Below are 26526 nucleotides of genomic sequence, written 5' to 3'. Positions count from 1 at the left end.
CCGTTACGTACAGGGACACATTGCCGCTCCCCCACAGGCCAAGGGTAATGGCCACTTGCCCGCCGCGCAGCACTGAGGCATAAGGGTTTATCAAAAAAACAAGGACGTTACCGTGCGCCTTCTCTCTCGCATTCTCTTGCTCCTCCTCGCGCTGATGATCGTCGTCGTGGCCGTGGTGCTTTATTACATCGCCAATCCTCGCTTGCCGTTCTATACCCCCGTCGAACAGGTGCACTACCTGGATCAATGGAGTGCCGCCGAGCGCCAGACGTATTACTTCACCCCCCAGGGCACCCAGGTCAAAGGCCTGCGCTACGACTGGTTCACCGCCCTCGAATTGCCTTTTTCGCAACAACGCTTCGCTTCGCCGGAGTACCTGGCGCGCTTCGGCTTCCTGATCGATCCGGCGCAGAAAGCCTCGCCTGACAACCCCGGCAACTTGCCGGTAGGGTTCGCCCGGCACCAGAACCCGGGCAGCACCGAGCAGTTCCTGGATATCACCTGCGCGGCGTGTCATACCGGCGAATTACGCTTCAAGGGCCAGGCGATACGGATCGATGGTGGCTCGGCCCAGCACGTGCTGCCTTCTAGTGTTCCTACGCTACGTGGTGGCAGTTTCGGACAGGCATTGGTCGCCAGTCTGGCGTCTACCTACTACAACCCTTGGAAATTCGAACGCTTCGCCCGCCAGGTACTGGGCAAGGACTACGACGCCCGCCACGAAGAGCTGCGCAAGGCGTTCAAGGGTTCCCTGGACACGTTCCTGCGAGTGGCCTGGAACGATACCCATCGCGGCCTCTACCCCACCGAAGAAGGCCCCGGGCGTACCGACGCCTTCGGTCGCATCGCCAATGCCAGCTTCGGCGACGCCATTTCGGCGGAAAACTACCGGGTCGCCAACGCGCCAGTGGATTACCCGCAGTTGTGGGAAATATGGACCTTCGACTGGGTTCAATGGAACGGATCGGCCCAGCAACCGATGGCCCGCAACGTCGGTGAAGCGCTGGGGGTCGGTGCCACGCTGAATTTCTTCGACGCCCAGGGCAAACCGCTGCAGGGCGACGCGCGATACCCTTCCAGTGTGCGCGTGCGCGACTTGAACAAGATCGAAGAAACCCTGCAACTGCTCAAGCCGCCCGTGTGGCCGGAAGCGTTGCTGGGCGCGATCGATAAACCCTTGGCCGCCAAGGGCCGGGCCTTGTTCACCGAAAACTGCGCCGGCTGCCATGTGCCCAAAGTGGTCCAGGGGCCTGACAGGCCGGTGCAACAATTGCACATGCTGCCTGTGCAGGTGATCGGCACCGACCCGGGTACCGCCAATAACATCGCCGACCACCGCTTCGACCTGACCAGCCTGCAATGGGACCCAGCCGAACTGGCGAAGCTGGACGTGCAACTGCACCCGACCCCGACGGAGCCGCTGGACCTGAGCCAGCTTTCGGTCGCCAAAGGCCTGGCCTACGTCACCGCCTTCGTCGAAAACCGCGCCTACCGCGACGCCGGCGTCACCCCCGTCGAACGCCCGGCCCTGGACGGTTTCGGCCTGCCCATTGGCGTGCGTGAACTGCGCGCCTACAAGGCCCGGCCACTGGCGGGTGTCTGGGCCACGCCACCGTTCCTGCACAACGGTTCGGTGCCGACGATTTATCAGTTGCTGTCGCCCCAGGACGAGCGGGTGACCACGTTCTATAAGGGCAACTTCGAATACGACCCACGCCACCTGGGCTATCGCACCGAAGCGTTCACCAACGGCTTTATCTTCGACACCCGGATTACCGGCAATCACAACAGCGGCCATGAGTTCCGCGCGGGCGAGCGCGGTAACGGCGTCATTGGCCGCTTGCTGCAACCGCAGGAGCGCTGGGCCTTGCTGGAGTATTTGAAAGTGCTGGGCGGGCCACTGGAGTCGCAACTGTAATGATGAACCTCACCGGTAAAAGGATGTTGGCATGTTGATCACCCTCTGGCTGCGCCTCGGCGCCTTTTTGGGCAAGACGCTCCTGTGGCTGCTGGGTATCGGGTTGCTCGGCTGGGCCCTGTCCACGGCCTGGTTTGCCTGGCAGCACAAGGGACCGGTCCCGGACAAGGAACAGATTGCACCCGGCGAAGCCGCCATGACCCAGGACATCATCCAGACCGCGATCCGCATCGTCGATCAGCACCGCGAAGGCACGCGTTACCTGCGCGACGCCCATGCCAAGGCCCACGGTTGCGTCATGGCCGAAGTCCAGGTGCCGAGCGACCTGCCGGCGCCGTTGCGCCAAGGCGTGTTTGCCGAACCGGGCAAGACTTGGCAGGCAACGATCCGCCTGTCCAACGGCAATGCTTATCCGCAATTCGACAGCCTGCGCGATGCACGGGGGATGGCGATCAAGCTGCTGAACGTACCGGGCAAGCAACTGCTTGCTGATCGGCAATCACAGGGCGAGCAGGATTTCGTGATGTTCAATCATCCGAACTTCTTTGTCAGTGATGTGGCCGAGTACCGTCAGAATGTGGCCGCCCAGGCTGACGGGAAGAAGGCGATGGCGTTCTTTCCGAGCCTGGACCCACGCACCTGGCAGATCCGTCATCTGTTCATCGCCCTGGCGACACTCTCGCCGGCTCCGGCCAGTCCGACCCAGACCACTTATTTCTCGGTATCGCCTTACAAATTCGGCGAAGCCAATGCCAAGTTTCGCGTCGCGCCGGACCCGGACAGCTGCCCAAGCTACAACTTGCCGCCGCAGAACCAGGACCTGCCGAACTTCTTGCGCAGCGCCCTGAACCAACAGTTATCCACAGACCGGGTGCCGGCGTGTTTTGTCTTGCAGATCCAGCGTCAGGACCCGAGCAAGTACATGCCGATCGAAGACACCAGTATTGAATGGCAGGAAAGTGATGCACCGTTCGAGACCGTGGCGCACATCAAGGTGCCGGCCCAGGATTTCGACACGCCCAAGCTGAACCTGGCTTGCGACAACCAGTCGTTCAACCCGTGGTTCGGCATCGAGGCCCATCGCCCTATCGGCGGCATCAACCGTTTGCGTAAAGCGGTGTACGAGGCGGTCAGCGACTACCGCCACAGCCGCAATGCCGAGCAGTAGCAACGGCCAAATGACAGGCAACAAAAAGCCCGCTCATTGAGCGGGCTTTTTGTGGTGACCTGGCGTTCAGAGGGCCAGGAAACCGAAGATGGCGCAGCGGACGGGACTCGAACCCGCGACCCCCGGCGTGACAGGCCGGTATTCTAACCGACTGAACTACCGCTGCGCGTAACATTGAAAGCTTGGTGGGTGATGACGGGATCGAACCGCCGACATTCTGCTTGTAAGGCAGACGCTCTCCCAGCTGAGCTAATCACCCTTCACTTTCGATGCGGGGCGCATTCTCTCACAGTTTTTCGTAACGCGCTGATTTAATTGGTAAATTCAGCAAAAAACATGAGCGACACACACCGCAGGAACTGCAAACAGCAAAAAGCCCGCGTTAGCGGGCTTTTCGTGGTGACCTGGCGTTCAGTGTTCCAGGTAACCGAATATGGCGCAGCGGACGGGACTCGAACCCGCGACCCCCGGCGTGACAGGCCGGTATTCTAACCGACTGAACTACCGCTGCGCGTAACACTTCGAACGAATGGTGGGTGATGACGGGATCGAACCGCCGACATTCTGCTTGTAAGGCAGACGCTCTCCCAGCTGAGCTAATCACCCTTCGCTTTCGGTGTGGCGCGCATTCTACGGAGCACTCTTTAAGCTGGCAAGCACTTTTTAAATTAATTTTTTCAGGCCTTCCAAAGGCTTAGCGAAGGGTTGGCCTATGGCGCCGCGAAGAGAATAATGCCCCCCTTTGTATAAAGGAGAGACTCACCCCATGTGGTTCAAAAACCTGCTTATCTATCGCCTGACCCAAGATCTGCCTTTTGATGCCGAGGCGTTGGAAACTGCACTGGCCAGCAAACTGGCGCGTCCATGTGCAAGCCAGGAGTTGACCACTTACGGTTTCGTCGCGCCGTTTGGCAAAGGCGAAGACGCGCCATTGGTGCATGTCAGCCAGGACTTCCTGCTGATCGCCGCGCGCAAGGAAGAACGCATCCTGCCGGGTAGCGTCGTGCGTGATGCCCTGAAGGAAAAGGTCGAAGAGATCGAAGCCGAGCAAATGCGCAAGGTCTATAAGAAGGAACGGGACCAGCTCAAGGATGAAATCATCCAGGCGTTCCTGCCCCGCGCCTTCATCCGTCGCTCGTCCACCTTCGCCGCCATCGCGCCGAAACAGGGCCTGATCCTGGTGAACTCGGCCAGCCCGAAACGCGCCGAAGACCTGCTGTCCACCCTGCGCGAAGTCATCGGCTCACTGCCGGTACGCCCGCTGACGGTCAAGATGGCCCCGACCGCCACCATGACCGACTGGGTCAAGACCCAGAAAGCCGCGGACGATTTCTTCGTGCTGGATGAATGCGAACTGCGCGACACCCACGAAGACGGCGGCATCGTGCGCTGCAAGCGCCAGGACCTGACCAGCGACGAAATCCAGCTGCACCTGAACACCGGCAAGGTGGTGACACAATTGTCGCTGGCCTGGCAGGACAAACTGTCCTTCGTGCTCGACGACAAGATGGTGGTCAAACGCCTGAAGTTCGAAGACCTGTTGCAAGACCAGGCGGAACAGGACGGTGGCGACGAAGCCCTCGGCCAGCTGGACGCCAGCTTCACGCTGATGATGTTGACGTTCGGCGAGTTCCTGCCGGCGTTGGTTGAAGCGTTGGGTGGGGAAGAGATTCCGCAGGGGATCTAAAAAGCAACGGCTTACCCTTGTGGGAGCGAGCTTGCTCGCGATAGCGGCATGACAGCCACCGAGATGTTGACTGATACTCCGCTATCGCGAGCAAGCTCGCTCCCACATGAGTATTGGATGTTCTTAATAATAAGGATCAGGTCATGCGCGCACTGGCTGCATTGAGCCGCTTTGTCGGCAATACCTTCGCTTACTGGGTACTGATTTTCGCGGTGGTGGCATTTTTGCAGCCCGCTTGGTTCATCGGTCTGAAAAGCGCCATCGTGCCGCTGCTGGGCCTGGTGATGTTCGGCATGGGCCTGACCCTCAAGCTCGAAGACTTCGCCGAAGTCGCACGCCATCCCTGGCGCGTGGCCCTGGGCGTGGTCGCCCATTTCGTGATCATGCCCGGTGTGGCGTGGCTGCTCTGCCAAGTTTTCCATCTGCCGCCGGAAATCGCCGTCGGCGTGATTCTGGTGGGCTGCTGCCCGAGCGGCACCTCGTCGAATGTCATGACCTGGCTGGCCCGTGGCGACCTGGCACTGTCGGTGGCCATCGCCGCCGTCACGACCCTGCTCGCACCGCTGCTGACCCCGGCGCTGATCTGGCTGCTGGCCTCGGCCTGGCTGCCGGTGTCATTCATGGAACTGTTCTGGTCGATCCTGCAAGTGGTGCTGCTGCCGATTGTACTGGGCGTGGTGGCGCAACGGTTGCTGGGGGACAAGGTGCGCCATGCGGTGGAGGTGTTGCCGTTGGTGTCGGTGGTGAGCATCGTCATCATCGTCACCGCCGTCGTTGCCGCCAGCCAGGCAAAAATTGCCGAATCGGGCCTGTTGATCATGGCCGTGGTGATGCTGCACAACAGCTTCGGCTTCTTACTGGGCTACTTCACCGGGCACCTGTTCAAGTTGCCGCTGGCCCAGCGCAAATCCCTGGCGCTGGAAGTGGGCATGCAGAACTCCGGCCTCGGCGCGGCGTTGGCGAGCGCGCACTTTTCGCCGCTGGCGGCAGTACCCAGTGCGCTGTTCAGTGTCTGGCACAACATTTCCGGGGCTTTGCTCTCGACGTACTTCCGGCGCATGAGCGAAAAACAGGACCGTGAAACTCTAGCCGCCCGGCAAACCGCTGACTAAGGCAGACTTGATCGAGTGGTCAATAATTGGCACTCTATCCATCCAGGGCGGGGACGACCCCGCCGCTCGATTGAGTCTTGAATCCGGGGACGACCCCATCCATCGATGAGGTGTTTGATGTCCTGGATCATTCTGTTTTTTGCCGGCCTGTTCGAAGTTGGCTGGGCTGTCGGCCTGAAGTACACCGACGGCTTCAGCCGCCCTCTCCCCACTGCTCTGACCATCGCCGCCATGGCGATCAGCCTCGGCCTGCTCGGCCTTGCCATGAAAGAACTGCCGCTGGGTACCGCCTATGCGATCTGGACCGGGGTCGGTGCCGTGGGCACGGTGATCGCCGGGATCATTTTGTTTGGTGAGTCGATGGCGCTGGTTCGCCTGGCCAGCGTGGCGTTGATCATCGTCGGGTTGGTAGGGCTCAAGGTCAGCGCCTGATTGACCTGTGGGAGCGAGCTTGCTCGCGATAGCGGTCTGCCTGAGACCTCAATGCCAGCAGACAGATTGCAATCGCGAGCAAGCTCGCTCCCACAGTTTTTCGTCCTAACGGACAGTGCCGCGCAACTCCCCCACCAACGCCTGCAAGCTCGAAGGCGTTGCCGCCTCTACCGCAACCGCCGAACCCGCCACCAGTGTCACCCGTGACCAGAACCGACGAAACAGCCCCTTGGCCGGGTCGCGGCTGAAGAAACTGCCCCACAAACCCTGCAGCGCCAGGGGAATCACCGGCACCGGGGTTTCCTGGAGGATGCGCGTCAATCCGCTCTTGAACTCATTGATCTCACCGTCAGCGGTCAATTTTCCTTCAGGAAAAATGCACACCAGCTCGCCGTCCTTCAGGTATTGGGCAATTCGCTTGAAGGCTTTTTCGTAGATCTGAATGTCTTCCTGGCGCCCGGCAATCGGGATGGTCCCAGCGGTGCGGAAGATGAAATTCAGCACTGGCAGGTTGTAGATCTTGTAGTACATCACGAAGCGAATCGGCCGACGCACCGCACCACCGATCAGCAAGGCATCGACGAAAGACACGTGGTTGCAGACCAACAGCGCAGCCCCTTCATCCGGTATCGCCTCCAGGTTGCGATGCTCCACGCGGTACATGGAATGGCTCAGCAGCCAGATCATGAAACGCATGCTGAACTCGGGGACGATCTTGAAGATGTAGGCGTTGACGCCGATGTTGAGCAGCGACACCACCAGGAACAACTGCGGGATCGACAGCTTGGCCAGACTCAGCAAGACGATGGAGACAATGGCCGAGACCACCATGAACAACGCGTTGAGAATGTTGTTGGCGGCGATCACCCGTGCCCGTTCGTTCTCCACCGTGCGGGACTGGATCAGCGCGTACAGCGGCACGATGTAGAAGCCACCGAACACCCCCAGGCCAAGGATGTCGATCAACACCAGCCAGGCGTGACCGAAACCAAGCACTTCAAGCCAACCGTGCCCCTCGACGCTGTCGGGAATTCCACCGGAATGCCACCACAGCAACAGACCGAACACAGTGAGCCCGAACGAGCCGAACGGGACCAGGCCGATCTCGACTTTACGCCCGGACAGTTTTTCGCAGAGCATCGAACCCAACGCGATCCCCACCGAGAACACCGTCAGGATCAAGGTCACCACGGTTTCGTCGCCGTGCATCCACTCCTTGGCGTAGGCCGGGATCTGCGTCAGGTAGATCGCCCCGACGAACCAGAACCAGGAGTTGCCGACAATCGAACGGGACACCGCCGGGGTTTGCCCCAGGCCCAGCTTCAGGGTGGCCCAGGATTGGCTGAAGATGTTCCAGTTCAGGCGCATGTGTGGCGAGGCCGCCGCGGCTCGCGGGATGCTGCGGCTGGCGAGGTAACCGAGCACGGCCACGCCGATGATCGCGGTCGAGACGACGGGGGCGTAATGCGCCGAGGACATCATGATCCCGGCGCCAATGGTGCCGGCCAGGATCGCCAGGAAAGTCCCCATCTCCACCAGGCCGTTGCCACCGACCAACTCTTCCTCATGCAAGGCCTGGGGCAGGATCGAATACTTCACCGGACCGAACAGCGCCGAATGCGTGCCCATGGCGAACAGCGCCACCAGCATCAGCGACAAGTGATCGAACACAAAACCCACCGCGCCCACCGCCATGATGACGATTTCGCCGAGCTTGATCAGACGAATCAGCGCGTCCTTGGCGAATTTTTCCCCAAACTGCCCCGCCAGCGCCGAGAACAGAAAGAACGGCAGGATAAACAGCAGCGCGCAGAGGTTGACCCAGATCGAGCGGTCCCCCTCGATGGTCAGTTTGTAGAGAATGGCGAGAATCAGCGACTGCTTGAAAATGTTGTCGTTGAACGCGCCAAGGGACTGCGTGATGAAGAACGGCAGGAAACGCCGCGTGCGAAGCAAGGTGAACTGCGAAGGGTGACTCATCTTCCATGTTCCTGAGTGGCGTGGACGCTTATTGGAATGAACGTTTTTCGATCCAGGCCACACATTACCTGTCTTTAACGATTATTTCGCCAGCCCCGCAATGCACGGCGACACAAACAACTCACCGTGCCAGGCCCCTGCCAGCGTTCGCCGCGCCACGATCAGCCACATCACCACCAGCATCGCCACCAGGACACTGCCGAACCCACTGAAAAACTCGAGGTGGAGCAGGTCCGCCAGCTTCAGCGTGGTCAGCGCAAACACGCCCAACGGGAAGGTAAAGCCCCACCAACCAAGGTTGAAGGGGATGCCGGTGCGCAAGTAGCGTGCGGTGATCAACAGCGCCATCACCATCCACCAGAGCCCGAAGCCCCATAGCGTAATGCCCGCCACCAGCCCCAGCCCGGCGGCAATATCGCCGACGCCCGGCAAGCCATTGGCGACAAAGATCATCGGGGCATCGCCCCCCAGTAACAACATGCCGAAGGCACCGGTGCCGATGGGACCGAGGGCCAACCAGCTAGAAGCGGCCATGTTCTCGTGGGGCAATTTGTGCAAGGCCATGCGCAGCACCAGGATCGTCAGAATGCTGAACGCCAGCGGTAGGGAAAAGGCCCAGAGCACGTAGCTGGTGACCAGCACGATCAGTTGCGAATGAACGTCCGCCAGGTGCGGTGCCAACAGCCCACCGCTGGCCGCCGCGACTTCGGCGGCCACTACCGGCAACAGCCACACGGCGGTCATCTGGTCGATCCGGTGCTCCTGGCGGGTGAACATCAGGAAGGGAATCAACACGCCGCAAGCCAAGGACATCGCTACGTCAATCCACCAAAGCACCTCGGCCACCGCCACCACGCCCTCGCCCCAGCGCGGCAGCCCAAACAGCAAAAGGCCGTTGATGAGGGTCGCCAGCCCCATGGGAATGGTGCCGAAAAACATCGAGACGGTGGAATGGCCGAAAATCCGTCGGGCTTCGTGGAAGAACAGAACCCAGCGGGCGGTGTACATCAAGGCGAACACCACGAACAACAGCGTGTTGAACAACCACAAACCTTCGCCCAAGGCGTGCAGGCCTGGCATCGTCGTCGGCCATTGCGCCAAGGCCAGGGCCAGCACACCGGTGCCCATGACCACGGCAAACCAGTTAGGCGTGAATTGACGAATGGCCTCCAGCGGCCTGGGCAAATGGCTCAAGGGGCGCAAGCGGTTTTTTGCAGCACGGCATGTCATGACGAACTCCTGTCCTCGGTTGAGGTGGAGCCATGCTAGAGCCGGATCAATTATCTATATAACGGTTAATTTCTCTATCTGTTATCTACTTTATAAATAAATGTCAGACACTGCCCTCAGTCTCGATCACCAGAATTCTCGCTTCGCCCAAGGGCTTGGCCACATGCTCGGTGCCCACCGAGGCGTAGAAAATGTCTCCGGCGTCCAGCAAAGCCTCTTTTTCGACACCGTCTTCCCGATAGCACATCTGCACTTGCCCATCGAGCACCACGAAGACTTCCTGGCCGTCGTTGATGTGCCATTTGTATGGCTGATCGGTCCAGTGCAGGCGCGTGGTGATGCCGTTCATGTTGGCGATATCCAGCGCCGCCCAAGCACGGTCACCGGTGAAGGATTTGCTGCGGATGATTTTCAAGAGATCCGTCCGGAATGAAGACTGAGTGCCAAGACTAACCCACTGCCCACGGCACCTGCATGCCTGGTTTCAAGGCCGAACGCCATCGCTGAGCGGTTTTATCGACTGCCGTAACCCCAACAGCGCGGCGACACACAACACAATCAACACGGCGCCATACCCATCGGTCGTCGGGATCAAGCCGAACACCCGCGTCAGGTTCCCCGCCAGCAGCGACGGCAGGCTGAAGGCCAGGTAACTGAGGACATAGAACGCCGACATCAAGCCGGCCCGTTCGTGGGGCAAAGCCAGCGGCATGATGCTGCGCAGCGCCCCCAGGAACCCGGCGCCGAAACCGCCCCCGGTGACCAGCGTGCCGACGAAGAACAACGGCAAGCTGGCGCCATGCACCGCCACCAGCACCAATGCCAGGCCGATCACCAACAGGCTCGCGGACCGGCGCAACATTGTGTCGGCCTCCTGGTTGCGCAACAGGTAGATGGCTGATGCGCCGCTGAGGGTCAACACCGCCACCAGCGCGCCACCGATCAGATTGGAGGTCGATCCGGTGGCCGCCCGCACCAGCGACGGTGCCAGTGACAGGTAGAAACCGCCCACGGCCCAGGCCGCCAGATCCAGTGGCAGGACCCGCCATAGGGCTCGCCGTGCCTGGAGTGGCACGTGCAAGGTCGGACGCAAGGACTGCCAGGCACCCGCTTGCGGGCTGACGCTTTCTTTCAGGCGCCAGAGGTAAACGGCCTGGGCCAGGAACAACCCCAGCAGCAGCCAGTAGGTCAGTTGCAACGGCAACGGTGCGAACTCGGCCAGCAGGCCACAGCCCAACGCCCCGCATGCCATGCCCAACAGCGGCGCAACGCTAGTGATCAACGGACCTTGGCGACGGTCGAAGTCCAGCAAAGCAGCACCCAATACACTGGTGGCCATGCCGGTGGCGAACCCCTGGATCAACCGGGCACCGATCAACCAGGCGACGCTGTCGGCACTGATAAACAGCAGCATCGCCAGTATGTTGAGCAACAGCGCCACAAAAATCACCGGCTTGCGGCCCAGGTAATCCGACAGCGACCCCACGGTCAGCAAGGCTGCCAGCAGACTGAAGGCGTACACGCCGAAAATCAGCGTCAGAACGGCCGGGGAAAACTGTAATTGTTCCTGATAGAGGTGATACAACGGCGTCGGCGCGCTGGACGCGGCGAGAAAACCGAGCAAGGTAAGCGCCAGGAAGATCAGGCTGGCGCGGGTCGAAGCTGGACGGGACATGGGCACGCTCCACAGGAACATTCGCAAAAGCTAATTTTTTGCTTTTGCGGAGTGTGCTACCGGTGTGCGCTTAAAGCAAATTCTTTGTGTTAAGGTCTGACGCATGGCTATTAAAGAAGGTTTACGCCCCGGCGGCCGAAGCGCCCGGGTCCAGGAATCGATTCATTCGGCGGTCCGCGCCCTGCTGCAAGAGCAGGACCGCGCCACACTGACCGTGCCGCAAATCGCTGCGCGCGCTGGGGTCACGCCGTCCACTATCTACCGGCGCTGGGGCGATCTGCCGGCGCTGCTGGCCGACGTCGCCATCGCCCGCATGCGCCCCGACGGCGAACCGGCCGACACCGGCAGCTTGCGCGGCGACCTGCGCGCCTGGGCCGAGCAGTACCTGGACGAAATGAGTTCCGAGCCCGGTCGTAACATGATGCGCGACATCCAGGCCTGCGCCACCCCAGGGTATTGCGTAGGGATCATCAGCCGTCAGTTGCAGATCATCCTGGACCGCTATCCCGATGACCCCAATCCGGGCGTCGAGCGGCTGATCAATGTGGTGGTGGCGCCGACGGTGTTTCGCATTCTCTTTGCCACTGCGCCGTTGGAGGCTGAGGAGTTGTATCGGTTGGTGGATATTGCGTTGGGTCAGTAACACCGTCATCGCGAGCAAGCTCGCTCCCACATGGCGTCCAGAACGCTCATAGAACGCGTGTTCACCACAAATCCCTGTGGGAGCGAGCTTGCTCGCGATGAGGCCCGCCCAGACACCTCATTACCCACCTGCGACACCCCACCACGCCTCGACCTTGGTCGACACTGACGAACCCGAGCGGGCATGCGAGACTGTCCTGCCGGGCTCAAGTCCCGGTGTCTTTGTCCGGGAGTTTCCATGTCGTTGTCCAGCGGGCTGATCGCCGTTGTCGCCCTGGCCTATATGGCCATCATGTTCGCCATCGCCTTCTACGGCGACCGGCGCAGCACGCCGCTGCCACCACGGGTGCGGGCCTGGGTCTACAGCCTGTCGCTGGCGGTGTATTGCACCAGCTGGACGTTCTTCGGCGCCGTGGGCCAGGCCGCCGAACAGCTCTGGTCATTCCTGCCGATCTACCTCGGGCCGATCCTGCTGCTGGTGCTGGCGCCGTGGGTCCTGCAGAAAATGGTGATGATCAGTAAACAGGAGAACATCACCTCCATCGCCGACTTCATCGCCGCCCGCTACGGCAAGTCCCAATCTCTGGCAGTGGTGGTCGCACTGATCTGCCTGGTGGGCGTGTTGCCGTACATTGCCTTGCAGCTCAAGGGCATCGTGCTCGGGGTGAACCTGTTGATCGGTGCCGGCGCCGACGCCATGGGCACCCGCGCCCAGGACACCGCGCTGATCGTCTCGCTGATCCTGGCGCTGTTCACTATCGTGTTCGGTACCCGCAACCTGGACGCCACCGAACACCACCGTGGCATGGTGCTAGCGATTGCCTTCGAATCCCTGGTCAAGCTGTTCGCGTTCCTGGCGGTCGGAGCGTTCGTGACGTACGGCCTGTACGACGGTTTCGACGACCTGTTCAACCAGGCGATGCTCGCCCCACGGCTGGAGCAATACTGGAAAGAAACCATCAATTGGCCGTCCATGGTGGTGCAGACCGGGGTGGCGATGATGGCGATCATCTGTTTGCCGCGGCAGTTCCACGTGACCGTGGTGGAAAACATCGAGCCTCAAGACCTGCGCCTGGCCAAATGGGTATTCCCTGCCTACCTGGCCCTGGCCGCGCTGTTCGTGGTGCCCATCGCCCTTGCCGGGCAAATGATGCTGCCCAGTTCCGTGCTGCCGGACTCGTTCGTCATCAGCCTGCCGCTGGCCCAGGCCCATCCGGCCCTGGCGGTACTGGCGTTCATCGGCGGCGCCTCGGCGGCCACGGGCATGGTGATCGTGGCCAGCGTGGCGCTGTCGACCATGGTCTCCAACGACATGTTGTTGCCCTGGCTGCTGCGCCGCAACAACGCCGAACGCCCCTTCGAGGTGTTCCGTCAGTGGATGCTGTCGGTGCGCCGAGTCAGTATCGTGGTCATCCTGTTGCTGGCCTATGTCAGCTATCGGTTGTTGGGCTCGACGGCGAGCCTCGCGACCATCGGCCAGATCGCCTTCGCCGCCGTGACCCAACTGGCCCCGGCCATGCTCGGCGCGCTGTACTGGAAACAGGCCAACCGCCGCGGTGTGTTCGCCGGCCTCGCCACGGGGATCTTCCTGTGGTTCTACACCCTGGTGTTGCCGATTGCCGCCCACAGCCTAGGCTGGTCGCTCAGCAGTTTTCCGGGGCTGGCCTGGTTGCACGGCAATCCCTTGAACCTGCCGATTACGCCGCTGACCCAAGGGGTGGTCCTGTCCCTGGCCGGCAACTTCACGTTGTTCGCCTGGGTGTCGGTGCTGTCGCGTACACGCGTCTCGGAACACTGGCAGGCCGGGCGCTTCATCGGCCAGGAAATCAGTGCCCGCCCCAACCCCCGCTCGATGCTGGCGGTGCACATCGACGACCTCTTGCAACTGGCCGCACGTTTCGTCGGCGAAGAGCGGGCGCGGCAAAGCTTCATTCGCTTCGCCTACCGCCAGGGCAAAGGCTTCAACCCGAACCAGAACGCCGACGGCGAATGGATCGCCCACACCGAACGCCTGCTGGCCGGTGTACTCGGCGCCTCTTCGACACGCGCGGTCGTGAAAGCCGCCATAGAAGGTCGGGAGATGCAGCTCGAAGACGTGGTCCGGATCGCGGACGAAGCGTCGGAAGTGCTGCAATTCAACCGCGCCCTGTTGCAAGGCGCCATCGAGAACATCAGCCAGGGCATCAGCGTGGTCGACCAGTCCCTCAGGCTGGTGGCGTGGAACCGCCGCTACCTGGAGCTGTTCAAGTACCCGGACGGCTTGATCAGTGTCGGCCGGCCCATTGCCGATATCATCCGCTACAACGCCGAACGCGGCCTCTGCGGGCCGGGCGAGGCGGAAGTCCATGTCGCCAGGCGCCTGCACTGGATGCGCCAGGGCCGAGCCCATACCTCTGAACGGCTGTTCCCCAACGGCCGGGTCATCGAGCTGATCGGCAACCCGATGCCCGGTGGCGGCTTCGTCATGAGCTTCACCGACATCACCGCCTTCCGTGAGGCCGCACAGGCGTTGACCGAAGCCAACGAAGGACTGGAGCAACGGGTAGCCGACCGCACCCGGGAACTGTCGCAGTTGAACCTGGCCCTGACCGAAGCCAAGAGCACCGCCGAAGCGGCCTATCAATCCAAGACCCGGTTCCTGGCGGCGGTCAGCCACGACCTGATGCAACCGCTCAATGCCGCGCGCCTGTTCTCCGCCGCACTGTCCCACCAGCACGACGGTCTGCCGAGCGAGGCCCGGCAACTGGTGCAACACTTGGACAGTTCGCTGCGCTCGGCTGAAGACCTGATCACCGACTTGCTGGATATCTCCCGCCTGGAGAACGGCAAGATCAACCCTGACCGCAAGCCCTTCGCCCTCAACGACCTGCTCGATACCCTCGGCGCAGAGTTCACGGCGCTGGCCCAGGAACAAGGCTTGAAGTTCCGGGTTCGCGGCTCGAAGTTGCGAGTGGACAGCGACATCAAGCTGCTGCGGCGCATTTTGCAGAACTTCCTGACCAACGCTTTCCGCTACGCCAAGGGCCCGGTGCTGCTGGGCGTACGTCGGCGCAACGGCGAGTTGTGTCTGGAAGTCTGGGACCGCGGGCCGGGCATCGCCGAGGACAAGCTGCAAGTCATTTTCGAAGAGTTCAAGCGCCTGGACAGCCACCAGACCCGCGCCGAAAAAGGCCTGGGCCTGGGGCTGGCCATCGCCGACGGCCTATGCCGCGTGCTGGGCCATACCTTGCGCGTACGCTCCTGGCCGGGGCGCGGCAGCGTGTTCAGCGTCAGCGTGCCCGTGGCCCCGACACAGGCCGTCATGCCGGGGCCCGTGGCCGAACCCAACGGTCATCTGCCAAGCGGCGCGCAGGTGCTGTGCGTCGATAACGAAGACAGCATCCTGATCGGCATGAACAGCCTGCTGACGCGCTGGGGTTGCCAGGTCTGGACCGCGCGCAACCGCGAGGAATGCGAGCGTTGGCTGGCCCAGGGCGGTCGACCGCAACTGGCGCTGGTGGATTTTCATCTGGACGACGGCGAGACCGGCACCGAACTGATGGCCTGGTTGCGCACGCGCATGGGGGAACCGGTGCCAGGGGTGGTGATCAGCGCCGATGGCCGCCCCGAGACGGTGGCCCTGGTGCATGCGGCGGGCCTGGATTACCTGGCCAAGCCGGTGAAGCCGGCGGCGTTGCGGGCATTGTTGAGTCGGCATTTGCCGTTGTAGGGAACTCGGGGGATGTAAGGTAGCCTCTGTGGCGAGGGAGCTTGCTCCCGCTTGAGTGCGCAGCACTCACAAAAAGGGGCTGCTGCGCAGCCCAGCGGGAGCAAGCTCCCTCGCCACAGGGTTTTGCATCAAGCCCAAGGGTTTCATCAATCCTGGGTTTTTGCGGTTTCTTCGGGCAACTCAGGCAGCCCATCCGCATCCGTCATCGCCCGCTCGAGCAAATCGGCAGGCAAACTCTTGCTCGCCCGGGCACCGAGCAGCTTGAGCTGTTCGCTGCGGCTGATCAGGTTGCCGCGCCCTTCTGTCAGTTTGTTGCGCGCGGCACTGTAGGCTTTGTCCAACTGCTGCAAGCGACTGCCGATCTCGTCCAGGTCCTGGATGAACAGGACGAACTTGTCATATAGCCACCCGGCCCGCTCGGCGATTTCCCGGGCGTTCTGGCTCTGGCGTTCCTGCTTCCACAAGCTGTCGATCACCCGTAGCGTCGCCAGCAGCGTGGTCGGGCTGACGATCACGATGTTGCGGTCGAAGGCTTCCTGGAACAGGTCCGGCTCGGCTTGCAGGGCTGCGGAAAACGCCGCTTCGATTGGCACGAACAGCAACACGAAATCCAGGCTGTGCAAACCGTCCAGGCGCTTGTAGTCCTTGCCGGCCAAGCCTTTGACGTGGGCACGCAACGACACCACATGTTGCTTGAGGGCGAGTTGGCCGATGGCGTCATCTTCAGCGGCCACGTACTGCTGATAGGCCGTGAGGCTGACCTTGGAATCGACCACCACTTGCTTGTCGCCCGGCAGATAAATCAACACGTCCGGCTGGAAACGCTCGCCGTCCGGGCCCTTGAGGCTGACCTGGGTCTGATACTCGCGGCCCTTCTCCAGGCCGGCATGTTCAAGCACCCGCTCCAGGATCAGTTCGCCCCAGTTACCCTGGGTCTTCTGGCCCTTGAGCGCCCGGGTGAGGTTGGTGGCTTCGTCGCTCAGGCGCAGGTTCAGTTGTTGCAAGCGCTCCAGTTCCTTGCCCAGGGAGAAACGTTCCCGGGCCTCGGCCTGATAACTTTCTTCAACGCGTTTTTCGAAGGACTGGATGCGTTCCTTCAGCGGATCGAGCAACTGGCCCAGGCGTTGCTGGCTGGTTTCGGCGAAACGCTGTTCACGTTCGTCGAAGATCTTCCCGGCAAGCTCGGCGAACTGCGCCCGCAGTTCGTCTCGCGAGCCTTGCAGGTCATCCAGGCGTTGCTGATGGCTTTCCTGCTGCTCGCGCAGTTCGGCCTGCAACGACGCCGCCTGGGCATCGAGCCGGCGCAGCTCGGCTTCCTTGTTGGCACGTTCGAGGTTCCAGGCGTGGGCCGCATCCCGGGCATTGTCGCGCTCGATCTGCAGCAATTCGACCTCACGGCAGGCAGCGGCAAGCTCGGCCTGCTTGGCGGCGTTGGCCTGGCTCAGATCGCTGATTTCGTCGCGGCAGGCATCGAGCTGGGCGTTGAGGCCATCGTGGGCCATGTGGGCCGTGGCCAGGCGCTCCTCCAGCAGGGCCAGTTCGGTCTGCGCGGCGGCGGCTTGGCGTTGCAGGTGCCAGGCCAGTGCCAGCAACGGCACCGCAGCGCCTGCCAGGCCAAACAACAGGCTGGTCAAATCCATAGCCATGACAATTCCTGCCGATCAAATAAAGCCCGAAGGTTAACCAAGCGGCTGGGGGTTGCCCAGCGCAGTCTTCGTTTTCAATCTTCGATTTCACCAAGGGCCCGGCGGGCACGATCATCGCCGGCCCGGGCGGCCTGGCGCAGCAGGTCGTGGCCGATGCGTCGATCCCGGGCGTTGCCGCATTCTCGGCACATCAACTGCCCGAGACGACTTTGCGCGGCCACCACGCCTTCACGGGCCGGTTGCTTGAGCAAACGACCAGCCAGGTGCTTGACGCTGGGGCTGTCCCCCAGCCGCGGGCTGTCGAGCAGCCACTCAGCCACCCGCATCGACATACGTTTGGGTGGGGTAACACCAGAGGGTGTGGAGGTAACAGGATTTGATACTGAGCGAAACTTCATAAAACACTGTGGGACAGATCGGAAGGCGCGCCACTCTACTCCTTTTTTCGTACGGGTAAAGCCGAAAAAAACCGGCACGCCCGTGCTAGAGCAAGCGCTTGGGACAATCCACAGAAGCTGTGGATAACTCAGTGGACAACCCCCCCTGAACTCGCGCAAAGCCCTGTGGAACGGGGCCTGCGCTCAAACTGACGATTTTTTCACCAGTAAAAAAAAGCGATGTTTTTCATTGACTTAAATTTTGGATACAGGCACCTACCCCGGATTGTTCCGACATGACAGTTCGGTGACAAGTGCTGCCGCGAGTGTGCACAAGTAACAGCTGAACGGGTTATAACGCTGCGATTTTTTGGCACAACGGGCGGTAAAAGCTGGGGATAACCTCTGGCCGTGCATTGCAGCAACGGTGGCGTGGGTGCACTTGCAAGCGTCGGTTCCTGTGCTACGGCATGCCCTCCACAGCGATTGAGTGCCCACTTGAATATTTTTTAACCAACACCCTTCCCTTCACGGGTTCGATCCGTTAGTATCCGCAGCGTTAGTACCAAGCTGAAAGTCAATTCCGGGTCGAACACATCTCCACGGTCAGCCATCCTCCCAAGGACGCCTCACCGAAAAAAGGAGACCGGCCCCCTCGATGGTTTCCAGGTAAATCTTGCGCCAACACAGCCTTTGATCGAATGCAAAGGGTGTTGCCAGGCTCATTACTCTGACCGAACCAACCTGCAAAATTGATCAGGATCTTCACCCTGGGCCCAGAACCTTTGCCCTCGATGTGTTGCCTGCCCTCCTAAGTACCTACCTGCCAGCCCAAGCGCGCACTTATATAGCGCTCAAACTGGCTGCTTTGTTCCAGTCGGGTTCTTCGTTCGACCAATGGTGGTCGACGTTACTGGAACGTTTTAACGTTGCACGGTTCTTAACCGTGTCATTTGCAGGAACACCCATAACATGTCTACCCAAATCCACGCACAGGATGCTATCCGCACCCTCACCAACGCTTTTGCACCGATGAATTGCCTGATCATGGCCGCTCGCAAAGGCTGCTTCAGCTTCACGCTGGTCAACGAACACGGCATCGCCCGTCACAGCGAACGCCTGTACCCCGACCAGTACTCCAGCGCCGAACCGCTGCAGGCCGTGATCGAGCGTACTCGCCAGGCACTGGTTGCCTGAGACGCCAGAAAGGCTGAAACCCCAAAGGCCCCGCCCAGAAAGCGGGGCTTTTTATTGCCCGAATTTTCTCGATTAAGCGAAACGGCGTAAGCACCAAGGGATATAACAGTTATAACCGTTCGCTGAAGATGTTTTAAAAACAGTCCTTTACAGCGGGAATATGACACTACACTTCAAGTCAAGCGGCATGATCCGCTTCCGGCGGGGCCTGGACCGATCCACCGCTGCCAAGCCCACACTCTTCAGGCTCCGCCCCTTTCACACTTCGAGGGTTTTATGGGTATCGCTGCCAGCGAACTGTGTCGATATGTGATCCGCCCGACGCTCCTCTACCTTGAGCGTCACAGCGCAACCGCGGAATCCTTGTTGCTGGGCATTGCCGCCAGCCAGTCCGCCCTGGGTTCAGCCCTGCATGATCGACGGGGGCATGGCCTGTATCGCATTACCGAGCCCCGACACCAGGCACTCTGGGACCATTACCTGGCACGAGATCCGGAACGGGCCAGCCTGGTGCGCGGCCTGGCCAGCCAGCATGCCTTTCTCAGCGGCCCGCACCTGGAATTGACCGTCAATTTGCGCTACGCCACCGCCATCGCCTGGCTGCTGGTGGAGGAACAGAATACCCCGCTTCCCGACGCCGACGACCTGCTGGGCATGGCCCGCATCTGGCGCCAGACCTTTCATCCCCAAGGGCGCCTGCGAGATTTCACCTGCGCCTGGCAACGCTGTGTTTCGCCGCTGAGTCGGGTCGCTTGCTGAATGGGAAATTTGGAAACTTCCTACAACGGTCGCGAATCTGGTCGGATTGTCCTACAAAACCGCTCTAAATCAAGCCATACAGGCTATAGCGCTTGAGGGAAAATGTTGGTAATTTTCGCCCCGGTGATCACCAGGAGTTCTAACAATGAAAAAAATGATGCTCAAAACCACCCTTGGCCTTGCCGTTACCTTGGCATCCACGCAACTTTTCGCCAGTGGCTTTGCCTTGAACGAACAAAGCATCAGTGGCATGGGCACTGGTTTCGCAGGTCGTTCTTCCTCTGCCGATGACGCCAGCACCGTGTTTGGCAACCCTGCCGGCATGTCGCGCCTCAAGCGTCAGCAAGTCACCGGTGGCTTCGCCGCCATCGATGCCTCCACCGATATCGACGATGCCAGCGGTACCCAGTCCGGCACCAACAAGGGCGACATGGTTCCGCTCACCGGCGTTCCGATGGGCTACTACGTCAAGCCTATCGATGACCAGTGGGCTTTCGGCCTGGGTGTCTACGCGCCGTTTGGCTTGATCACCGATTACGAAAATGGCTTCCAGGGCCGAAGTTTCGGCAGCAAGAGCGAAGTGAAGATCGTCACCTTCCAGCCAACCGTCAGCTATGCCTTCAACGACAAGGTATCGATCGGTTTCGGCCCGACCATCAACCGTATTTCCGGCTCCCTTGAGTCGCAGTTGGGCGTACCGGGTCTGCCCGAGGCCGGCGTAGAGATCAAGGGGGACGACATTGGCTACGGCTATAATGTCGGCGTGCTGGTCCAGGCAACCGACACCACTCGTGTCGGCTTGACCTACCATTCCAAGGTCAAGTACAAGCTTGAAGGCCACACTGAAGTGAACCCGGGCGCCGGGATGCCTGCCTTCCTGCTTACCGACGGTCGCTACGACGCTTCGCTGGACATCACCACGCCTGAGTCGGTGGACTTTTCGGTCACCCAGCAGCTCAATGATGCCTGGACCGTCTACGCCGGCAGCACTTGGACTCGTTGGAGCCGCCTGAAAGAAATCACTGTGCAAAACGAAGGCACCAGCAGTGGCGGCGGTTTATTGAACCCTGCTCTCGGCACCATCACCGAAGAACAAAACTGGCACGACACCTGGGCCTACGCCATCGGTACCTCCTACCAGTTGAACAAGCAGTGGGTACTGCGTACCGGCCTGACCTTCGACCAGGCACCGACCAACAACGCTGACCGCTCGCCGCGTATTCCTACAGGCGACCGGACCATCTTCAGCCTGGGTGCCGGCTGGAGTCCGACCGACGACCTGACCATCGACGTGGCTTATTCCTACCTCAAGGAAGAAAAAGTCAACGTCAGCGGCAGCAATGCCCTCGGCCAGTCCTACAACGCCAAATACGAAAACAGCGCCAACGGTTTCGGTGTCGGTGCAACCTACCGCTTCTGATGTTTCACGGCGAACCTGAACCCCTCGCCAGTTGAAGCGAAAAAAAGCCCCGCACTCTGCAAAGAGGCGGGGCTTTTTCGTGGCAGGCGTCAGGGTTTGGAGGCGATGGCAGCCTCTACAGCCTTGATGAAATCGGGATCGTCAGGCTTGATCCGGCTGGAAAAACTGCCAACGACCTTGCCCTGGCGGTCCACCACGTACTTGTAGAAATTCCATTTCGGCGCACCGGACTGTTCGGCCAAGTGCTTGAACAGCGGTATCGCATCCGCACCACGCACTGGCTGCGGTTCGGTCATGGTGAAGGTCACACCGTAATTGACGTAGCAGACCTTGGCGGTTTCGGCCCCGTCCTTGGACTCCTGCTTGAAGTCATTGGACGGTACGCCCAACACTTGCAACCCCTGGTCCTTGTAGCGCTGGTTGAGCGCCTCGAGGCCCTTGAATTGCGGGGCGAACCCACAGAAGCTGGCGGTGTTCACCACCACCAGAGGCTTGCCAGCAAAGCGCTGGCACAAATCAATGGTTTCCTTGGCCCGCAGCTTGGGCAACGAACCCTCCAGCAACGGCGGGCAACCGGCGGCCCAGACTTGCCCGGTCACAGCCAGCAACAGGGCGGGAACAGCAAACCAGCGCATCAACATGTCGGTATTTCCTTAAAGCATGTCAGACCACGACGTTACTCTGCCATGCCCGCTGCCGTCCATTGTTCAACACGTCCCCATGCCCAGTTGCATCAAGGCCAACCCGCCCTGGTGCCAGCCCCACCAGGCGAGCGCCAGCAACAGGCCGGCGCCGGCAGCGATCAACCACGGGCCGATGCGACTCATGCCGCACCGACCTGGACTTGCAGGCGCGCCACCGGCCGTTCACGCACCGGCCAGTTCAACGCCGCCGCCAGCAGGCTGAGCAGGATCGATACCTGCCAGATCAAGTCGTAGCTGCCGGTGCGGTCATACACCACCCCGCCCAACCAACCACCGAGGAACGAGCCCAACTGGTGGAACAGGAACACGATCCCACCCAACATCGAAAGATTTCGTACACCAAACAGGGTCGCTACCGTGCCGTTGGTCAACGGTACGGTCGACAACCACAGCAAGCCCATTGCCATGCCAAACAGGTACGCCGTGGTGGTCGTCACCGGCACCCACAGGAACAGGCCAATCACCACCGCCCGCAACAGGTACAACCCGGTCAACAGGCGTGGCTTGGACATGCGTCCGCCCAGCCAGCCAGCGGTGTAGGTGCCGAAGATATTGAACAACCCGACCAGGGCCAGCACGGTGGTGCCGACGCTGGCAGGCAGGTGTTGGTCCACCAGGTACGCCGGCAAATGCACGCCAATGAACACCACCTGGAAACCGCAGACAAAAAAGCCGACCGCCAGCAGCCAGAACCCGGAATGGCTGCACGCCTCGCGCAAGGCTTCGGCCAGGGTTTGTTCGTGGCCGGCCACCGGCAACGGTGCGTCCTTGAGCATGCCCACCAGAGGCACGATCAGCGCCACCAGCAGCCCCAGCGCCAACAACGCCGCCGACCAACCGAGCCAGCCGATCAGCCCCAGCGTACCGGGCAGCATGGCGAACTGGCCGAAGGAACCGGCGGCACTGGCGATGCCCATGCCCATGCTGCGTTTTTCCGGTGGCACGGCCCGCCCGACCACACCCAGAATCACCGAGAACGACGTGCCCGACAGACCGATACCAATCAAAAGACCCGCGCTCAACGACAAGGACCATGGCGAGTCGGCCATGCCCATGAACACCAGGCCGAGTGCGTAGAGCACGCCACCGATCAGCACCACTTTCGCCGCACCGAAGCGGTCGGCCAGCGCGCCGGTGAAAGGCTGCGCCAGGCCCCAGATCAGGTTCTGCAAGGCAATGGCGAAGGCGAATACCTCACGGCCCCAGCCGAACTCGGCACTCATGGGCGCGAGGAACAGGCCGAAGCCATGCCGCACGCCCAGGGACAACGCCAGGATCAGCGCGCTGCCCACCAGGACCCAACCACAGGTACGCCACATCGATGTCATTTTTGTTCTCCGCTCGCGGGTATATACCCGCTTGTATTCGAACGAACCGGCACTACGCCAATTCGTCCAGCAAGGCCAGCAATGCCGTGCGCTTCTCGGCGCCCAGCTTATCGATCAATCGTTGTTGCGCCGCTTCCCAAGCCGGCAATGCCGCTGCCAACCGGGCGTGCCCGGTTTCGGTCAGCTCGACGATGCGGTTACGCAGGTCTTCGCCCTCGGCCAGCGCCACCAGCCCCTCGCCTTCCAGCACCCGCAGGTTTCGCCCCAAGGTGCTGCGGTCCAGGCCCATGGCCTCGGCCAGGGAGGAAATACTCGGTTGGTCCAGACGCGCCAGGTTGCTCAGCAAAGAATACTGGGCAACGTTGATCCCGAAGCCGTCGAGGGCGCCGTCGTAATACCTGCTGACGCCACGTGCGGCACGACGCAGGTTGATGCACAGACATTGGGAAGGAAGCATGATGCGTGTATATACCCGCGACTAAGTGAATGCAAATTTAAATGAACACTGCGCCGTCGACAAGATCCGGCTTCAACGCAACGCCAGCGCGACCAGAACGGCGGTTTCCAGCAGTTCCAGCAAGGCGCCCGCCGTATCCCCGGTGCAGCCTTGCAGCCTGCGCAGCATCATCCGTCGCAATCCGATGAAGACCAGTGCCGCCACCACCAACGTCCACAGCCCGGCCCAGCCCAACAGCAGCAGGCAACCCAGCGCACAGGCCGACAACACCTGCCAGCCCGAGCGGCGCGGCAGGTGATCGGCGAGCGCCTGACCCAATCCACCGGCACGCACATACGGCGTCGTCAGGAACAACCCCAGCAATGCGCCACGCCCAAACATCGGCACGATGAGCAACGCCAAGTCCTGCTCCTGTTCGATCAACGCCACCAGCGCTGTCCATTTGAGCAGCAACACCACCACCAACGTCACGACGGCAATCGGCCCGCTGCGCGGATCCTTCATGATCAGCAACGTCCGTTCGCGATCGCCGAAACCGCCAAGCCACGCATCGGCGCTGTCGGCCAGGCCATCCAGGTGCAACCCGCCACTGAGCAGCACCCACGCCATCAGCACCAGCGCGGCATGCAGCAGCAGCGGCGTGCCGAGCAATAACCCATCCAACGTCCATAACAGTCCGCCGAACACCAGCCCCACCAGCGGATAGAACAGCAGCGAACGACCCAACTGTGCGGGTTCGGGCATGCCGGGCAGGCGAACCGGCAGGCTGCTGAGAAATTGCAGGGCGATCCAGAAGGGCAACATCGTCAATTCGCCTCTTCGAGCACTGAACCTGCCGACACTGTCAGGGAAAACAGCGCGCCATGACCGACTTCGACATTGAGCAGTTGCTCGCGAGGCAGGCCGCGGGCCTGGGCCAGCAGCAGGCGCATGACGCCGCCATGGCTGACCAGCAAGACCCGCTGACCGGCATAGGCCGCGTGCAGACGCTCGACCGCCGCCAGGACGCGGCTGGCAAACGCCTGCACCGGCTCGCCTTCGGGGGGCGTGAAGGCATAGGGATCGGCCCAGAACTGGCCCAGTGCCTCGGCGTCAGTGTCCATCAACGCCGCGGCGCTGCGACCTTCCCAGGCGCCAAAATGCAGCTCTTGCAGGTCTTTGTCCAAGTGCACCGGCACGTTGAGCCGGGCGCCGAGTTGCTCGGCGAAACGGGCGCAGCGCTGCAAGGGTGAGCTGACCAGGCGATCCCAGGGCCCGCCTTGAGCGACGGCTGTGTGCATCTGCTCCCAGCCCCTGGTCGTCAAGGCATCGTCGAGGCTGCCGCGCAAGCCGCCGCCCAATTCGGTTTCGCCGTGACGCAGCAGGTCCAGGCGCAAGGTCATGCCGGGCGGTCCGCCACGGCCGCTTCGGCAAACGTCGCCATCTGCCCGTGAAGGTCACACGCCAGGCGCAACAGCGGCACCGCCAACGCCGCGCCACTGCCCTCGCCCAGGCGCAGGCCGAGATCCAGCAACGGTTCGGCACCGAGGGTTTCCAGCACGTGGAGATGGCCCGGTTCGGCGCCGCGATGGGCAAACAGCAACCACGGCCGGCACGCCGGATTGAGGCGCACCGCCACCAGGGCCGCGACGCTGCAGATGAAGCCATCCACCAGCACGGCGACGCCCTGTTGGGCACAGGCCAGGTATGCGCCGACCAACGCGGCGATTTCAAAACCGCCGAGGTTGAACAGGGTCTGCAACGGGTCGTTACCCTGGGCAACGTGCAACGCCAGGGCCCGTTCGATCACCTGGGCCTTGCGGCTGACACCCGCGGCGTCCAACCCCGTGCCCGGCCCGACCAGATGCGCCACCGGGCAGTCGAGCAAGGCGCAGGCCAGGGCGCTGGCGGCGGTGGTGTTGCCGATGCCCATCTCGCCGCCGATGAACAATTGCGTCCCGGCCGCGACGGCACGCAGCACACTGTCGCGCCCGGCGTGCAAGGCTTGCTCGCCCTGTTTCACGGTCATTGCCGGGCCCTGGGCGAAATTCGCCGTGCCCGGCCCGAGGTTCAGGTGCCGCACACCGGGCAGGTCCAGCGCAGGCGTGACGGTGCCCAGGTCGACCACTTCCAGGGACGCGCCCAGTTGCCGCGCCAGGACGCTGATGGCCGCGCCGCCGCTGACGAAGTTGAGCAGCATTTGCCCGGTGACCTCTTGGGGATAGGCCGATACGCCTTCTGCGACCACGCCATGGTCGCCGGCGAAAATCGCAATCCACAACCGCTCCAGGCTCGGTTTGAGCTGCCCTTGCAGACCCGCCAGTTGCACCGCCACCGATTCCAGCCGCCCCAGGGAACCGGCCGGCTTGGTCAGTTGTTGCTGACGGGCCGCGGCCAGTTCCAGCGCTTGGGTATCGACGGGCTTGCACGGTTCCAGCCACCAGCGATGATTCATAACGCAGTACCTTTGAGAGTCAGGGGCAGGCCAGCGACGGTCAGCACGACGCGCTGACAACGTTCGGCCAAGGCTTGATGCAGCCAACCGGCTTCATCGACGTAACGGCGGGTCAGCTCGCCCAGCGGCACGACGCCCATGCCGGTCTCGTTGCTGACAAAAATGATCTCCCCGGGCAGCGCGGCCAGGCTGTCCAACAGTGCTTCGCGCTCGGCGTTCAGTTGCTCGGGAGCGTCGAGCATCAACAGGTTGGTCAGCCACAGGGTCAGGCAATCCACCAGCAGGCATTGCCCGGGGGCGGCGTTCTCCCGCAGCACCCGGGCCAGGGCCAGGGGCTCCTCCACCAGCGCCCATTCGGCTGGTCGCCGGGCGCGGTGCTGGGCGACACGATCGTTCATCTCACCGTCCAGGGGTTGGCTGGTGGCGATGTAGGTCACTGGCAAGCGGGTGTCCGCCGCGAGTTTTTCAGCCAGGCGACTCTTGCCGGAGCGGGCGCCGCCGAGGATCAGTTGCAGCATGGGTCATTAACCTTTATTTGGCGGTGTGGCGACTGGCGCCATCGCGAGCAAGCTCGCTCCCACAGTTGATCTGGGGTGTACATAAATTCTGTGCTCATCAGCGATCCAATGTGGGAGCGGGCTTGCTCGCGAT

General features: G+C 61.7%; 23 protein-coding genes and 4 tRNA genes. 10 read left to right on the top strand and 17 right to left on the bottom strand.

Going from position 1 to position 26526, the window contains the following annotated elements:
- Positions 1 to 112 precede the first annotated feature (112 nt).
- Positions 113 to 1918: a di-heme-cytochrome C peroxidase gene (locus tag J4E63_RS15490; protein WP_207282596.1), complete on the top strand. Its 1806-nt coding sequence runs from the start codon at positions 113 to 115 to the stop codon at positions 1916 to 1918.
- Between the two features lie 31 nt (positions 1919 to 1949).
- On the top strand, positions 1950 to 3086 hold the full coding sequence (locus tag J4E63_RS15485; protein ID WP_207282595.1) for a catalase family protein: 1137 nt from the start codon (positions 1950 to 1952) through the stop codon (positions 3084 to 3086).
- Positions 3087 to 3175: 89 nt separating this feature from the next.
- Here the strand turns inward: J4E63_RS15485 and J4E63_RS15480 are convergent.
- The 4 genes from J4E63_RS15480 to J4E63_RS15465 all read right to left on the bottom strand — a co-directional run bounded on the left by J4E63_RS15480 (position 3176) and on the right by J4E63_RS15465 (position 3692).
- Positions 3176 to 3252: transfer RNA gene (locus J4E63_RS15480), tRNA-Asp, on the bottom strand.
- Positions 3253 to 3269: 17 nt separating this feature from the next.
- Positions 3270 to 3345: transfer RNA gene (locus J4E63_RS15475), tRNA-Val, on the bottom strand.
- Between the two features lie 175 nt (positions 3346 to 3520).
- Positions 3521 to 3597: transfer RNA gene (locus J4E63_RS15470), tRNA-Asp, on the bottom strand.
- 19 nt (positions 3598 to 3616) lie between these two features.
- Positions 3617 to 3692, bottom strand: a tRNA-Val gene (locus J4E63_RS15465).
- A 160-nt stretch (positions 3693 to 3852) separates the two neighbouring features.
- On the opposite strand from J4E63_RS15465, the gene rdgC reads away from it, so the two are divergent.
- From rdgC to sugE, 3 genes are all read left to right on the top strand, one after another.
- The gene (rdgC, locus tag J4E63_RS15460; protein WP_014339706.1) at positions 3853 to 4773 is read left to right on the top strand and encodes a recombination-associated protein RdgC; all 921 of its coding nucleotides are present in this window, start codon (positions 3853 to 3855) and stop codon (positions 4771 to 4773) included.
- Positions 4774 to 4916: 143 nt separating this feature from the next.
- Positions 4917 to 5885, top strand: coding sequence for a bile acid:sodium symporter family protein (locus tag J4E63_RS15455; RefSeq protein WP_106270333.1), 969 nt, complete (start codon positions 4917 to 4919; stop codon positions 5883 to 5885).
- 117 nt (positions 5886 to 6002) lie between these two features.
- On the top strand, positions 6003 to 6317 hold the full coding sequence (gene sugE / locus J4E63_RS15450; RefSeq protein WP_025215015.1) for a quaternary ammonium compound efflux SMR transporter SugE: 315 nt from the start codon (positions 6003 to 6005) through the stop codon (positions 6315 to 6317).
- A gap of 105 nt (positions 6318 to 6422) precedes the next feature.
- Here the strand turns inward: sugE and J4E63_RS15445 are convergent, their stop codons facing one another.
- The 4 genes from J4E63_RS15445 to J4E63_RS15430 all read right to left on the bottom strand — a co-directional run bounded on the left by J4E63_RS15445 (position 6423) and on the right by J4E63_RS15430 (position 11202).
- The gene (locus J4E63_RS15445) at positions 6423 to 8297 is read right to left on the bottom strand and encodes an MFS transporter (RefSeq protein WP_207282594.1); all 1875 of its coding nucleotides are present in this window, start codon (positions 8295 to 8297) and stop codon (positions 6423 to 6425) included.
- Positions 8298 to 8378: 81 nt separating this feature from the next.
- A complete protein-coding gene (locus tag J4E63_RS15440; protein WP_207282593.1) occupies positions 8379 to 9527 on the bottom strand; it encodes a TDT family transporter in 1149 nt (382 codons plus the stop codon).
- A gap of 103 nt (positions 9528 to 9630) precedes the next feature.
- On the bottom strand, positions 9631 to 9942 hold the full coding sequence (locus J4E63_RS15435) for a cupin (protein WP_207282592.1): 312 nt from the start codon (positions 9940 to 9942) through the stop codon (positions 9631 to 9633).
- A gap of 69 nt (positions 9943 to 10011) precedes the next feature.
- Positions 10012 to 11202: an MFS transporter gene (locus J4E63_RS15430; RefSeq protein ID WP_207282591.1), complete on the bottom strand. Its 1191-nt coding sequence runs from the start codon at positions 11200 to 11202 to the stop codon at positions 10012 to 10014.
- 103 nt (positions 11203 to 11305) lie between these two features.
- Here J4E63_RS15430 and J4E63_RS15425 point away from each other — a divergent pair, with 103 nt between their 5' ends.
- Both J4E63_RS15425 and J4E63_RS15420 read left to right on the top strand, forming a co-directional pair.
- The gene (locus tag J4E63_RS15425; protein ID WP_207282590.1) at positions 11306 to 11845 is read left to right on the top strand and encodes a TetR/AcrR family transcriptional regulator; all 540 of its coding nucleotides are present in this window, start codon (positions 11306 to 11308) and stop codon (positions 11843 to 11845) included.
- 237 nt (positions 11846 to 12082) lie between these two features.
- Positions 12083 to 15553: a PAS domain-containing hybrid sensor histidine kinase/response regulator gene (locus J4E63_RS15420; protein WP_207282589.1), complete on the top strand. Its 3471-nt coding sequence runs from the start codon at positions 12083 to 12085 to the stop codon at positions 15551 to 15553.
- A gap of 146 nt (positions 15554 to 15699) precedes the next feature.
- Here the strand turns inward: J4E63_RS15420 and rmuC are convergent, their stop codons facing one another.
- Together rmuC and J4E63_RS15410 are read right to left on the bottom strand one after the other, a co-directional pair.
- The gene (rmuC, locus tag J4E63_RS15415; RefSeq protein WP_207283218.1) at positions 15700 to 17085 is read right to left on the bottom strand and encodes a DNA recombination protein RmuC; all 1386 of its coding nucleotides are present in this window, start codon (positions 17083 to 17085) and stop codon (positions 15700 to 15702) included.
- Positions 17086 to 17273: 188 nt separating this feature from the next.
- A complete protein-coding gene (locus J4E63_RS15410) occupies positions 17274 to 17597 on the bottom strand; it encodes a sel1 repeat family protein (protein WP_072406575.1) in 324 nt (107 codons plus the stop codon).
- A gap of 951 nt (positions 17598 to 18548) precedes the next feature.
- On the opposite strand from J4E63_RS15410, the gene J4E63_RS15405 reads away from it, so the two are divergent.
- From J4E63_RS15405 to J4E63_RS15395, 3 genes are all read left to right on the top strand, one after another.
- Positions 18549 to 18773 (top strand): hypothetical protein, encoded by a 225-nt coding sequence (locus J4E63_RS15405; protein WP_003204606.1) that lies wholly within the window; start codon positions 18549 to 18551, stop codon positions 18771 to 18773.
- 276 nt (positions 18774 to 19049) lie between these two features.
- The gene (locus tag J4E63_RS15400) at positions 19050 to 19532 is read left to right on the top strand and encodes a hypothetical protein (RefSeq protein WP_060741086.1); all 483 of its coding nucleotides are present in this window, start codon (positions 19050 to 19052) and stop codon (positions 19530 to 19532) included.
- A gap of 145 nt (positions 19533 to 19677) precedes the next feature.
- Complete coding sequence (locus tag J4E63_RS15395) at positions 19678 to 20952, top strand: OmpP1/FadL family transporter (protein WP_207282588.1); 1275 nt, start codon at positions 19678 to 19680, stop codon at positions 20950 to 20952.
- 89 nt (positions 20953 to 21041) lie between these two features.
- Here the strand turns inward: J4E63_RS15395 and J4E63_RS15390 are convergent, their stop codons facing one another.
- From J4E63_RS15390 to cobU, 7 genes are all read right to left on the bottom strand, one after another.
- Positions 21042 to 21593, bottom strand: a complete 552-nt coding sequence (locus tag J4E63_RS15390; RefSeq protein WP_014339719.1) for a glutathione peroxidase — start codon at positions 21591 to 21593, stop codon at positions 21042 to 21044.
- A 182-nt stretch (positions 21594 to 21775) separates the two neighbouring features.
- The gene (locus tag J4E63_RS15385; RefSeq protein WP_207282587.1) at positions 21776 to 22984 is read right to left on the bottom strand and encodes an MFS transporter; all 1209 of its coding nucleotides are present in this window, start codon (positions 22982 to 22984) and stop codon (positions 21776 to 21778) included.
- Positions 22985 to 23036: 52 nt separating this feature from the next.
- Complete coding sequence (locus J4E63_RS15380) at positions 23037 to 23441, bottom strand: MarR family winged helix-turn-helix transcriptional regulator (RefSeq protein WP_092257776.1); 405 nt, start codon at positions 23439 to 23441, stop codon at positions 23037 to 23039.
- A 72-nt stretch (positions 23442 to 23513) separates the two neighbouring features.
- Positions 23514 to 24245 (bottom strand): adenosylcobinamide-GDP ribazoletransferase, encoded by a 732-nt coding sequence (locus J4E63_RS15375; protein WP_207282586.1) that lies wholly within the window; start codon positions 24243 to 24245, stop codon positions 23514 to 23516.
- Between the two features lie 2 nt (positions 24246 to 24247).
- Positions 24248 to 24823 carry an alpha-ribazole phosphatase family protein gene (gene cobC, locus J4E63_RS15370; protein WP_207282585.1) on the bottom strand — a complete coding sequence of 192 codons (576 nt, stop codon included), beginning with the start codon at positions 24821 to 24823 and terminating at the stop codon, positions 24248 to 24250.
- Entirely contained in the window at positions 24820 to 25875 is a 1056-nt protein-coding gene (gene cobT / locus J4E63_RS15365) for a nicotinate-nucleotide--dimethylbenzimidazole phosphoribosyltransferase (RefSeq protein ID WP_207282584.1), read from the bottom strand. Before cobT ends, cobC begins: the two co-directional genes overlap by 4 nt.
- Positions 25872 to 26393, bottom strand: coding sequence for a bifunctional adenosylcobinamide kinase/adenosylcobinamide-phosphate guanylyltransferase (cobU, locus tag J4E63_RS15360; RefSeq protein WP_207282583.1), 522 nt, complete (start codon positions 26391 to 26393; stop codon positions 25872 to 25874). Before cobU ends, cobT begins: the two co-directional genes overlap by 4 nt.
- Positions 26394 to 26526 lie beyond the last annotated feature (133 nt).

Origin of the sequence: Pseudomonas sp. FW300-N2F2 (assembly GCF_017351655.1) — a bacterium.
Lineage (GTDB): Bacteria > Pseudomonadota > Gammaproteobacteria > Pseudomonadales > Pseudomonadaceae > Aquipseudomonas > Aquipseudomonas fluorescens_AA.
This window is presented reverse-complemented; position numbering and strand designations above follow the sequence as displayed.